A 12627-nucleotide genomic window follows, 5' to 3' on the forward strand; every position below is an offset into this window, starting at 1 on the left:
GATAACCTGCAACCAATGACCACCGAGTGGGCGCACACCATCACCCCGGACGCGTTGAAGGGCGACTTCGACACCGGGGCGATCCAGCGTGGGTCGGCGTATGCGCGACAACACCGTGTCGCCGCCGTGCAATGGGACGACGACAAACGCAGACTCACCGGCCGCTGTCAGGGCACGGGCGTCGCCACGTATTCGGTGCGCGTCGTCTTCAGCCACCTCGGTCCTGGCTGGAAGCTCGCCGATGCCGGATGCACGTGTCCTGTTGGCTATTTCTGCAAGCATGCCGTCGCGCTACTGCTGACCTTCGCGGATGAGGCCGCCGCCGCAGCCGCTCCGCCAGTCGAGCGTTCGCCGCACTGGGAGCGCACGCTGCAGGTGCTCTATTCCGAAAACCACCCGAAACCTCCGGAAAAGCTTGCGCTGCAGGCGTTCCTCAGCGTGCCTTCGCTGTTCGCATCGCGCGCTCGCCGGGCCCAGCTCGCGTTGCGGCCGATGCGACCGGGCACCCGGAGCGCCTGGATCAAGTCCGGTGTCGACTGGCCGGCCATCGTTGACCTCAGGCCTGGAACATTTGCGGCACAGCAGCTCTCGGTGCTGCAGTCGATGGCGCGCGACTCCATGCGCACCACCCCGTACGGGCTTCCGCACGGGCTGATCCTGGCGGACACGCCTGCCACCATCTGGCAACAATTAGACGCGGCAGCAGCAGCGGATATCCCTCTGCTCGGCGATCCGGCCTCGGGGATCAACACCGTGCAGGTTGCCAAACGGGCTGGTCTCACCGTCTCGGTCAGCGGAGAGGTCGGTGCCGATGCCCACGTCTCGGTCGAGGTGACCATCGACGGAAACGTGGTGCCGACGTCTGAGGTGACCATTCTCGGAAAGGGCGATCCGCACGGGATCGGTCATCTCGATGCCGATGGTGTACTCACCCTCGCCCCCTTCGACTCGGCCGACGCGCCCGCCGCGGCGTTGCTGCACGGTGACCAACCGATCGTCATCCCCGCCGCGGACGTCTCCAGATTCGCCGATGTGGTGTTGCCTCGGCTTCGCGAGTCGGTACCGATCCGGGTCGACGACTCGGTGTTCGTGGCGCCCACCATCTCTGGCCCGACGCCGGTGGTAACCGTCCGTTTCACCGGCGATGTCGCCCATACCCATTGGGCGATGCGCTATCTCGTCAACAGCACACCTCGCGACCTCGACGACGCCATCGGCACACAGCCGTCGTGGCGAGACCGAGTGGTCGAGGAGCAGATCTGGGAGTCGATTCGCGATGCGCTGGCTGCGGTCGCCCTCACCTCGGGCGCGGCCGGCCGACGATTGATCGCGGCCTTCGACGCACAGCAAGGCTCCGGCCGGGTCCGGCAGACAGACGAGGTGGGACCTGCCGACTACGAGGAGGCCGTCAACGGTGTCACCACGCATTTCTTGCGCCACGACGTACACCTGAACCCCCTTGAAACGGCGCGGCTGTGCGCCGAGGTACTGCCGGCACTCGCAGGCCGCGACGACCTGATCGTCGAGGTCGCCGAGGTGGCGCAGCGTTACCGGCAGGTCACCGAGCGGGCACGGCTGCGCATCGCGGGCTCGCAATCCGCCGACACCGATTGGCTTGATCTCGACATCACCATGGACGTCGACGGTGAGCAGGTGCCGATTGCGGAGGTGCTCGCCGAATTGTCCACTGGCGCAACGCACATGTTGTTGCCATCGGGCGTCTACTTCCCGCTGGACTCACCCGAACTCGTGAAGCTGCGCCAGCTGATGGACGAAGCGGAGGTCCTCGGTGAGGCCGAGTCCGGGAGGGTGCCCGCGGTACCCACAAACGTCACACTGTGGGAGGAACTGCTCGAACTCGGCGTGGTCGATGAACAGCTGCAGACGTGGCAGGAGCGCATCGCGGCGCTCAGTGCGGCACGGCCACCGGAACCGGTCCAACCACCGGCGATGCTTCACGCGACTCTGCGTGACTACCAGCTCGACGGGCTCAACTGGCTATCCTTCTTGTGGAACAACGGCTTCGGAGGCGTACTGGCCGACGACATGGGGCTGGGCAAGACACTGCAGACGCTGGCCCTGTTCGGCCGGGCCCGGGAGAATGGTGAGACCGGCCGGTTCCTTGTGGTCGCACCCACGAGTGTGGTGAACAACTGGGCGTCGGAATGCCACCGGTTCACGGATCTGCGAGCGGTCACCATCACAGCGACGCAAGCGCGTGGGCGTACACCCCTGGCCGAGCTCATCGCCGACGCTGATGTTGTGATCACCACCTACGCATTGCTGCGCATCGATTTCCCGGCCTACGACGAACAGCAGTGGGCGGCACTGGTGCTCGATGAGGCCCAGTTCGTCAAGAACCGCAACTCGAAAGCGCATCTGTGTGCGCGACGTCTGAACACACCGTTCAAGCTGGCCATCACCGGTACGCCGATGGAGAACAACCTGATGGAACTGTGGTCACTGCTCTCGATCACCGTGCCGGGACTGTTCCCCGACCCCAAGGCATTCGCAGACTACTTCCGCAAACCCATCGAAAAAGGCGAAGACCCCCAACGTCTCCCGGTGCTGCGCAAGCGGATCAAACCGGTGATGTTGCGACGTACCAAGGATCAGGTGGCCCGCGATCTCCCCGCCAAGCAGGAGCAGATACTGCACGTCGAGCTGTCGGCGAGGCACCGCAAGATCTACGACACCCGCCTGGTGCGCGAACGCGAGATCGTCCTCGGGCTGCTGGGCGACCTCGAGAAGAACCGCTTCCAGATCTTCCGCTCGTTGACCATGCTCCGGCAGTTGAGTCTGCACGCCGGGCTCGTCGATCCGGCCGACGCCGAGGTTGCGTCGGCGAAGGTCGACTTCATCCGAGAGCAGCTTCCCGAGCTCATCGCCGAGGGGCACAGTGCCCTGATCTTCAGTTCGTTCACCGGCTTCCTGGATGTGCTGCGGCGCGGACTCGACGGTGACGGCATCACGTACAGCTACCTCGACGGCTCACTGTCGTCGCGCGAACGCGCCGAGGCGGTCAGCGCGTTCACCGAGGGCACCACCAAGGTCTTCCTGATCAGCCTCAAAGCGGGTGGTTTCGGACTCAACCTGACCGAAGCGGACTACTGCTTCGTGTGCGACCCCTGGTGGAATCCGGCAGCCGAGGCGCAGGCAGTCGACCGTACTCATCGGATCGGCCAGACCCGTCCGGTCACCGTGTACCGGCTGGTGTCGGCCGACACCATCGAAGCGAAAGTTGTTGCGCTACAGAACCGGAAACGTGAGCTGTTCAGTGCTGTGGTCGACGACGGGAACATGTTCTCATCGACCGTCAGTGCCGACGACATCAGGCACATGCTCGACTGATCTCAACTTCGCTGGCACGCTGTAGTGATGGCAAATGTTGATGAACTACACGGCGAAGCGCACGTCCAGCGTTATCTCGAGACGAACGGGGAAGAAGGCTTCCACTGGAAGGGGACCGAGATCCTCATCCTGTTCACCAAGGGGCGAAAGTCCGGCGACGAGCGACGACATGCCTTGATCTTCCGCACCTGGGAAGACAATGCCTATCTGGTGGTGGCATCGAAGGGTGGGGCAGACGCGCCGCCTGCCTGGTTCCTCAATCTGCAGGACAACCCCGAAGCGGAGATCCAGGTCAAAGACGAGCGGATTGCCGTTCGAGCGCGAGTGGCCAACGACGAGGAGAAACCGGCGATGTGGTCCCGCATGGTCGAGGTGTGGCCGGACTACGACGAGTACCAGACCAAGACGTCGCGTCCCATCCCCGTGGTGGTTCTCGAGCGCGTCTGACCCGAAAGAACCGGCCGCCGCCTGGTCAGCCCTTGGTGATCAGGCGGCGTTCGCCGGCCCGTACCGGGAACTCGAACCGATTGTTCTGCGGCGGCAGCGGACACAGATAGTGATCGGTGAACGTGCAGGGTGGCAGGTAAGCCCGGTTGAAGTCCACCACCACGCGGCCGTCCGCATCCGCCGGTTCGACGTCAAGAAATCGGAACCGCTGTGTTTCGCTGCCGTTTGTCGAGTCGGCGAACACGAGTTGAGCGCCCCCGTCCGGCCTCGCAATGCCCGACAACGTAAGCGCCGCCCCATCCACCGTCACCCGTATGGTCGCGGTGGCCTTGGACCCGACGAACCCGTCGACGTGATCGAACGGCAATTCGTCATCGTCGAGTTCGATGGTCCCCTCCAGAACCCAGGACGGATCCGGGTCAAAAGCTTTGATGCCTGACAGTGCCAGGCGGGTGGGTGCCTGCGGGTCGAAGACCCGGACCGCCACGCGTCCTGCCCGGGCGAGCACAGCCACCGTCACGTCATCAAAATCCTGCTTCGCTCCGGGCTCGAGGGAGGCATCGGCCTCGCCGGGACGGCTGACAACGGCCGTGCCGTCGACGGCGGTCCACGAGCCGGTAAGCGGATTGATGGTCTGCGGTTGATCATCGAGCCAGTACGTGCCGGTGACCGAAGCCAGACCGTGGGGTGCGGTTGCGGCGACGTCGCGGTCGGCGCGCCAGAGATGCCACTGACCGAGCCAGTGGTCTGTTGTGGTGGCGGAAGTGGTCACCGTGATGCCTTTCGGTTCGGGTCGGTACAGCGAGAGTGGAAGTTCGGTTGATCAGTGGGTCAGCGAAGCGGTGCGCGCGGCTGCGCGTTTGCCTGGAATGGCGTCGAGCAGACGCTGGGTATACGGGTTCGCCGGGTGCTGGAATACGTCTGCAACGGAACCGGATTCGACGATCTTGCCCTTCTCGAACACGGACACTGTATGCGCCACCTGAGCGACCACGGCGAGGTCGTGGGAGATGAACAGATAGGTCAGGCCGAGACGCTCCTGCAGTTCGGCGAGCAGTTCGAGAATCTGTTCCTGCACCGAGACGTCGAGCGCCGACACCGGTTCGTCGAGGAGCACCACTTCGGGTTCGAGCACCAGGGAACGGGCAATGGCCACCCGTTGGCGTTGCCCACCCGACAACTCGACCGGCAACCGATCGAGGTGGTCGCGGGGGAGTCCCACCTGGTCGAGCAGTTCCGCGGCCCTGTGATGGCGGGAGCGGCGATCACCGATCCGGAACGACACCAGCGGCTCGATGATGCTGTCGCGCACGGTGAAACGTGGATCCAGTGAGGCGAACGGATCCTGATGAACCAGCTGGAATCTGCGGCGCAGCGGTCGGAGTTCACGCCAGGAAAGATCGGTGATGTCGGTGCCGTCGAAGCGAACCCGGCCTGACGTCGGCTTCTCCAAGCCCATGGCGACGCGCAGAGTGGTGGTTTTGCCCGATCCGGACTCTCCGACGAGGGCGTGGGTCCGTCCGGCGGCGACGCGAACGGAGATGCCGTCGAGGGCAGTGAACGGCTCGCCCCCGCTGACGTCGAATCGCTTTGTCACCGAGTCGAGTTCGATGATGGGATTGTCGACCTCGACCTGGTCGGGGGCGACCACAAAACGGGGTGTGATGACGCCGCCCTGGGCGAGCGCGGGTGCCGCGGCTATCAGCCGGCGGGTGTACGAGTTGTCGGGCTCGACGAGAATGCTTGCCGGCGAACCCTCTTCGACGATGTGCCCGTGCTGCATGACGATCACCCGGTCGGCACGGTCCGCGGCAACAGCCAGATCGTGCGTGATGATCAACAGGGCGGTGCCGGTGTCGCGCACGAGTGACTCGAGGTGGTCGAGGATGCGGGCCTGCACCGTGACGTCGAGCGCGCTGGTCGGTTCGTCGGCGATGATCAGATCGGGTTTGCCGGCGAGGGCGATCGCTATCAGAACGCGCTGACGTTGACCTCCGGAGAGTTCGTGAGGGTAGCGGCGGATCCGTTCGGCGGGGTCGTCGAGGCCCGCTTTGGTGAGCGCGTCGACAACCGCGTCACCGATCTCGGCCCCTCGGACACCACGCAGTTTCACGGCTTCAGCGACCTGCACGCCGATGCGCTGAGTGGGGTTCAGCCCCACCATCGGGTCCTGCGGGATGAGTCCGACCACCGAACCACGCAGTCGTCGAACCACTTTCTCCTTGGCGCCGGCGATCTCCACGCCGCCGACCTTGATCGATCCAGACGTCACTCGCCCGTTGGCGGGCAACAACCCGATGATCGCGTTCGCGGTGGTGGTCTTGCCGGAACCCGACTCGCCGACGACCGCAACCACCTCTCCGGGATTCACCTGCAGATCCAAGTTGTGGACGGCGGGCGTCACCTGCCGGTTCCGTCGGTACCCGATGTTCAGGCCACGGATGTCGACGATCGGGACGCGAGCACCAGATGTCGACTTGCTGAGGTTGGTGGTCATCGTTCGAGTTCCTGAAGGGTCTTGGAGATGTGGTTGAGCGAAAGCACTGTGATCGCGATGAACAGACCAGGCATCAGCGAGACCCACGGGGCGGTGACAAGGAAGTTGCGTCCGGTGGAGACGAGGGTGCCCCACTCGGCCTGCGGTGGTGCGGCACCGAAGCCGAGGAAGCTCAGTGCAGCGATCGCGATGATCGCGACACCGAAGTCCAGGACTGCGAGGACGGCGACCGGGCCCCACGAGTTGGGCAAGATGTGCCGCAACAGGACCCGCGTCCACGAGGCGCCACCCGCACGGGCCGCCTCCACGTAGGGGAGGGTCTTGACCCTCAGCACCTCGGCGCGGGTCGTCCGGGCGAAACCGGGGACGATGCCGATGCCCACGGCGATGGCGACGGGGACGGTCCCGAAGCCGAGCGCGGTGACGATCGCCAAGGCCAGCAGCAGACCGGGAATGGCCAGCAGCACATCGACGAAGCGCATGATCACCGAATCCGTGACGCCGCTGAAGAATCCCGAGATCACGCCGAGCGTGAGTCCGGCCACGACTGCGATGGCCAGGGCGATCAGAGCCGCCTCGATCGTCAGGGTTGATCCGTACAGTGTCCGCGTCCACAGGTCGCGGCCCATTTCGTCGGTACCGAACAGGTGAGTTGTGCTCGGCGCCAACAGTCGGTCGGCCGGGGCGGTGCGGTAGGGGTCGTAGGAAGTGAACCAGGAAGGGAAGAACGCCGACACCCCGACAAACGCGATGAACAGCACGGTCAAAACGAACAGAGGCCGCCGAACAGCTTTAGCCGTGGTTTCCCGCAACGGACCCCAGCGTCCTCCGGGTTCGGTTGCGCCCGGCGGAGTCAGCGAATGGTCGGGTTTCGCGACAGGCCGCTCCACCGGCAGATCGATCCCCAGTGCACTGGCACTCGAGCTGGATGTGTCGATGCGGTCTTTCAGCGTCTCGGTCATGTCAGCTCACCTTTGTCTTCGTGCGGACTTTCGTCGTGTGGGCGATGCGAGGATCGAGCAGCGGATAGAGGAGATCGACGATCAGGTTGACCAGGACAAACGCGGCGGCGGCTAACGTCACAATGGCGAGTACCACCGGGATGTCCTGGGCGAGAACCGCTTCCTGCGCCAGCTTGCCGATCCCGTTGCGGTTGAACACGGTCTCGGTCACGATGGCGCTCGTCACCGTCACTCCGACGAGCAGGCCGAAGATGGTCAGCGCCGGTAGGGCGGCGTTGCGGAACGCATGCCTGCGCTGGACGGCACCGCGGGACAGGCCCTTGGCCCGGGCCGTCGCGATGTACTGCTCGCTCAGCGTTTCGTTGAAACTCCGGGTCAGCACCTGCGCCAACGCCGCCGTGGTGGGGATGGCCATCGTGATCACCGGCAAGATGAGGTACTCGGCACCACCCGATCCCTGCGAGGGCAACCAGCCGAGGTTGAATGCGAAGACCTGGATGAGGATCAGGGCGATCAGGAAGGACGGAACCGCAACGCCGAACGCGGGCAAGCGGTCCAGCAAAATCCGGACGGGCTTGAACTGGACGAACGCGGCGAGGTACGCGAGGACGGTCCCGGCGATGACCGCGAGTAGCCCGGCCACCACACTGAGGGTCAGTGTGCCGCCGAGGCGTTCGGCGATCAGGTCGGATACCGGTGCCTGCTTGGAGATCGACAGCCCCCATTCTCCGCGGACGGCGCCGCTCAGCAGTGAGAAGTATTGATCGATCATGGACTTGTCGAGTCCGTACTTGGACTTGACCGCCAGCAACTCTTCAGGCGACATGGTGTCCGGATCGAGTCCGGCCGCGCCCAGTTGGATGCCGACGGCATCGCTCGGCAAGAGATAGAGGATCACGAACGTCAACGTGAATGCGGCCCACAACACCACAACCGCCTGGGCGATTCGGCCTGCTATGTACCTGCGCATGGCTGCGGTTCCTTCCTGTGGCGGTTGGCCCCGGTGGTCGTCACCCGGGGCCAACCGGTCGAGCTCGGTTGATGCGTGGTCGATTACGGCTGCAGGAACGTGTCATTGAGAGCCAGGAAGCTCTCGGACGTGAATCGGAAGCCGTTGACCTTGTTGCTGACGCCGGCCAACTGCTGGCGTTCGAACAGCGGGAAGCTGACACCCTGATCGATCAGCAGGTTCTGCAGATCGTCATAGGCCTGTTTGGTCTGGGCCTCATCGGTGGTCTGCACGGCCTTCGTGAACAACTGCTGGATCTGCGCCGCCACCTCGGGGGTGGCCGCATTCTTGGCAATTGCCTTCTGGTTGGCGAGCGCTTCGACCAGGATGAACTGCAGCGCACCGGGATCGGCGCGGGTGAAGTAGGTTCCGATCAGATCGTAGCCACCACTCTTGAGAAGACCGATCGACTCGGCCTGAGTAACCACCTTCAGCTGCAGGTCGATACCGACCTGGCGCCACTGATCCTGCAGGAGCTCGTTACCGGCGGCGAACTGTCCGACGACGGGCAGGGTGAGGGTCAGCTGCTGACCGTTCTTGGACCGGTACTCACTGCCGGCGGGCTTGGTCCAGCCGGCGGCGTCGAGCAGCTTGCCGGCACCTTCGGGATCGAAGCCCAGCTTGCTTGCCTGCGACTGGAAGAACGGCGTGGTGAGGTCGAATGCACCTTCGACGACGGGGTAGTCGGGGCCGTAGACCGTGGCCGCGTTGGTCTTGAGGTCGGTCGCCTTGTACAGCGCCTGACGGACCTGCGGATCGGACAGGGGCTTGCCGGCACTGACGTTGGGGAACAATGTGTTCGAGACACCCGGCAGCGACCGGGATTCGATGTAGCCACCGGAGTTCTTGATCAGTTCCTGATCTTCGACGGTGAGCGGGTTACGAGGCCAGGTGATGTCGACGGCGCCGCTGACCAGGTTGCCGGTGCGGACGCTGTCTTCGGCGACGTAGCTGTACTTGACCGAATCGAGGTACGCCTCGCCGGTGTTCTTGTTGAGGCTCGATCCCCAGGTGTATCCGGCCCGCCTGCTGAGCGAGATGCCCTGGCCGGGGGTGTAGTTGTCGAGCTTGAACAGTCCGGAACCGCTGAACTGGCCGAGGCACCGCTCTTCCGGGGTCTTCTGGAATGACGCCGGCGAGATGAGGGCGAGGTTTGTGGTGGACGTCGCTTGCAGGAAGGACGAGTTCGGCTGGGTGAAGTGGAACTTCACGGTCGAGGGGTCGACCACAGCGGTGGACTCGAGGCCCAGGATGTAGCTGGCGCCGAAGGCGGTGCCGCCGCTCGACTTTGCCAATGCAACAAAGGCGTCGAAGTTGGCCTTGACGGCCTCGGCGTTCAGCGGTGCTCCATCGGAGAAGGTCACGCCGTCACGCAGGGTGAAGGTGTAATCGAGGCCGTCGGGGCTGATCTCCCACTTGGTGGCCAACCACGGCACGATCTCGCCGGTGTCGGGGTTCTGGTCGGTCAGGGAGTCGGCGATGTTGCGGATGACGCCCCGATGCTCGATCCAGTAGGTCTGAAACGGGTCAACACAGGTGAAGGTGGGGTTGTCCGGGAAGTAGGCGATGTCGAGGGTGCCGCCGCGCACGGGATTGGCGGCGTCGCCGCTGGGGCCGGATTCGGCGTTTCCGCCGGAGCTGCACGCGGTCGCGACCAGGGTCGACATCAGGGCGAGCGCGCCTGCGACCTTCCAGCGGCCGGATCTCGTGCGGGTGTGTTGACGCATTGTCGTGGTTCTTCTTTCGGGTGAGTTGATGAAGCGGTCGAGCGGGATCAGCCGCGCAGGAGTGCGCGACCGGCGGCCAGCAGAGCGGTGTCTTCCTGGGGCGGATGCACGCGAACACAGAGCACATCGCGCAGGTGTCGTTCGAGCGGATTGTGCCGGGTCAGTGCGGCGTTGCCGAGTGCGGCGACCGCGGTCTGGACCGCGGCGATCACCGACCGGGCGATCTGGACCTTGACCAGTGACAGGCCTGCCGATACGGCGGGATCGTCGGCGGCGACGCGCAGAAGTGTTCCGTAGAGCAGGGTTTCGGCCTGCACTATCTGGGCTTCGATCTCACCGGCGATGGCCTGGATGCGTTCGGTCTCGGCAATGGGACGGCCCAACGCGGTCGGTACGCGTTCACGGGCGTATGTCACGAATGCCGTACGGGCCGCCCGCGCAACTCCGACGTACAGCGCGGGATGGCCGAAACCCGTTGGGCCGGTGGCCACTGCGGGATCGCGGTAGACGCCATCGGTCTTCGGGATCTCGAGGAAGTTCTCCTCGCCGACCTCGACACCCGCGTAGCTGACGTCGTGGGTGTTGGAGGCGCGCAGTCCCAGGTGATCCCAGGTCTGGTGCCAAGTGATCCCGGCGGAGTGGGCGGGAACGATCACGTGCCCGACCCTCGGCTCCTCTTCATCGGTGATCGCCCAGACCAGGTGGTACGCCAGTGCCGTCCCACCGGTGGCAAAGGTCTTGCGGCCGTCGAGGGTCCAACCGTTTGCGGTCCGCCGCGCGATGGTCTTGGGCAGACCGCCGCGGGCCGGTGCACCCAGTTCCGGTTCGGCGCGGATCACGTTGACCGGGGCCGGTCCCTGCACCGACTGCCGGAGCAGGTCGTCGTAGAGGTCGGCGGGCCACGAGTCCGTGGCCGCCTGCATCTGGTGGATTGCCAGATTGTTGGCGGCGATGAGTGCCACAGACGGGTCGCCTTCGCCGAGCGCGGAGAGGATCTGCACAACCTCGAACGGTCCGGCCTCGGGACCACCGAACCGTGCTGCCACGGTTGCCGTGAGGTACCCACCGCGGTGGGCGGCAGCCAGGCCGGCCACCGGGATATCTCCACTTCGGTCGTATTGCTCAGCGGTGGAGGCGACTTCGGCGGTCAGCGCCTTGAGACCCGACGGCGAGAGGTCGGGCGTTGGGAGCGTCATGCCCCGCACCGAGGTGACGGTCATGCCTGGCCGGCCGTCGCGAAGGCGCCGAGGTGATCGGCCTGCAGGGTGCCGCGCTTGCCGGTGGCCTCGCGGTGGGCGAGTTCTTGACGAACCAGCGGCACCACGTAACGGCCGTAGTCGATGGCGTCATTGAGGGTGTCGTAGCCGCGGATCGACACCAGGTCGGCGCCCAGGTCGATGTAGTCGAGGATCGCCGCGGCGACTGTCTCGGCGCTGCCGACCAGAGCCGTGGACGCGCCTGCACCGTTCACGGCTGCCGCGGTCCGGGTCCACAGCGCCCGGTCGTAGATGTCTTTACGGTTCGCGAAGTCCAGTGCACGTTGAGATCCCACGTTCTGCGGGGTGTTGCCTGCGATGGCCTTGTACACAGGGTTCTTCGAGAAGTTGGCCTCGATACGGTCGACGTAGTCGTGAGCCTTGGCCCAGGCAAGATCGTCGGTGCGGTCGATGATGGGACGGAACGTGACCCAGATGCGCGGCCGGTCTGTGCGGCCGGACTCAGCGGCGATGCGGTGTACGCGCTCGATCTGGCTCTTGATGTCCGCCAACGGTTCTCCCCAGAAGCTGAAGATGTCGGCCTTGCGTCCGCCGATCTCGAAGGCGGCGTCGGACTGTCCGCCGATCGAAATCGGGACCTGCGCGCCGTACGGCGCGAAGCCGGGACCGAAGTTGTCGAACTTGTAGTGGGTTCCACTGTGGGAGAACGGTTCTGTCTTGGTCCACGAATCCCGCAGGATGTCGACGAACTCGTCGGTGCGGGTGTAGCGCTGCTCCTTGGTGAGGTAATCACCCTGGCGGGCCTGCTCGGCGTCGTTGCCACCAGAGATCAGGTGGACCAGCGCGCGACCCTCGGTCAGCTGGTCGAGGGTAGCCAGCTGCTGCGCAGCCACCGTCGGGAACACCGTGTTGGGACGCAGAGCGACGATCGGTTTGATCGTGTCGCTGAGCTGGCCTACGGCCGACGCCATCACGAACGAGTCGGCGGTGTTGGACCCGTACGGCAGCAGCGTCATGTCGAAGCCACCGTCCTCGAGGGACCGGACGTAGCGACGGAAGAACGGAAGGTCGATGCCACGAGACGGGATCGGGTTGAGCTCGGTGGACGGGTTCAGGTGCGTGAGGCTGATGAACTCGACCTTCGATGCGGCACTGGCCGGCACCGGCAACGACTCCTGGGACGGATCGGCGGTCATGTGGGGGGTCCTTCCTGACGTGTCTGTGGCGAGCAGGACCGAAAGACCGGGCCTGGTTCGGAAATGGATGCTAGGGGCGTTCAGGCGTCTGAACCAGGGTTGAGATCACCAATTCCGATTCGTATTGCCGATCGGAATCAATTGGTTGTACTGATCTCATCGGTGCAGGTCAGAGCATTCGCCGATGCCATCAGATAGCCCTAAGTCCGGCCGTTGCGCCA

The 12627-nt window shown here is 64.8% G+C and carries 9 protein-coding genes; 2 read left to right on the forward strand and 7 right to left on the reverse strand.

Annotated features, from left to right (window positions below):
* Window positions 1-15: 15 nt before the first annotated feature.
* Both ACVWY6_RS10480 and ACVWY6_RS10485 read left to right on the forward strand, forming a co-directional pair.
* On the forward strand, window positions 16-3351 hold the full coding sequence (locus ACVWY6_RS10480; RefSeq protein WP_457537834.1) for a DEAD/DEAH box helicase: 3336 nt from the start codon (window positions 16-18) through the stop codon (window positions 3349-3351).
* Window positions 3352-3378: 27 nt separating this feature from the next.
* Window positions 3379-3798: a nitroreductase family deazaflavin-dependent oxidoreductase gene (locus ACVWY6_RS10485; protein WP_400725336.1), complete on the forward strand. Its 420-nt coding sequence runs from the start codon at window positions 3379-3381 to the stop codon at window positions 3796-3798.
* Window positions 3799-3823: 25 nt separating this feature from the next.
* Here ACVWY6_RS10485 and ACVWY6_RS10490 read toward each other — a convergent pair whose 3' ends face one another.
* The 7 genes from ACVWY6_RS10490 to ACVWY6_RS10520 all read right to left on the reverse strand — a co-directional run bounded on the left by ACVWY6_RS10490 (window position 3824) and on the right by ACVWY6_RS10520 (window position 12406).
* Window positions 3824-4570, reverse strand: a complete 747-nt coding sequence (locus ACVWY6_RS10490) for a DUF1684 domain-containing protein (protein ID WP_400725338.1) — start codon at window positions 4568-4570, stop codon at window positions 3824-3826.
* 51 nt (window positions 4571-4621) lie between these two features.
* Window positions 4622-6295, reverse strand: a complete 1674-nt coding sequence (locus ACVWY6_RS10495) for a dipeptide ABC transporter ATP-binding protein (RefSeq protein WP_457537836.1) — start codon at window positions 6293-6295, stop codon at window positions 4622-4624.
* Window positions 6292-7257: an ABC transporter permease gene (locus tag ACVWY6_RS10500; protein WP_457537838.1), complete on the reverse strand. Its 966-nt coding sequence runs from the start codon at window positions 7255-7257 to the stop codon at window positions 6292-6294. Before ACVWY6_RS10500 ends, ACVWY6_RS10495 begins: the two co-directional genes overlap by 4 nt.
* 1 nt (window position 7258) lies before the next feature.
* Window positions 7259-8227 carry an ABC transporter permease gene (locus ACVWY6_RS10505; protein WP_457537839.1) on the reverse strand — a complete coding sequence of 323 codons (969 nt, stop codon included), beginning with the start codon at window positions 8225-8227 and terminating at the stop codon, window positions 7259-7261.
* 83 nt (window positions 8228-8310) lie between these two features.
* Window positions 8311-9993, reverse strand: coding sequence for an ABC transporter substrate-binding protein (locus ACVWY6_RS10510; RefSeq protein WP_457537841.1), 1683 nt, complete (start codon window positions 9991-9993; stop codon window positions 8311-8313).
* Window positions 9994-10040: 47 nt separating this feature from the next.
* Entirely contained in the window at window positions 10041-11189 is a 1149-nt protein-coding gene (locus tag ACVWY6_RS10515) for an acyl-CoA dehydrogenase family protein (protein ID WP_457537843.1), read from the reverse strand.
* A gap of 20 nt (window positions 11190-11209) precedes the next feature.
* Window positions 11210-12406, reverse strand: coding sequence for an LLM class flavin-dependent oxidoreductase (locus ACVWY6_RS10520; RefSeq protein WP_116917402.1), 1197 nt, complete (start codon window positions 12404-12406; stop codon window positions 11210-11212).
* Between the last annotated feature and the right edge of the window lie 221 nt (window positions 12407-12627).

The sequence above is a fragment of the Williamsia sp. R60 genome (assembly GCF_054063855.1).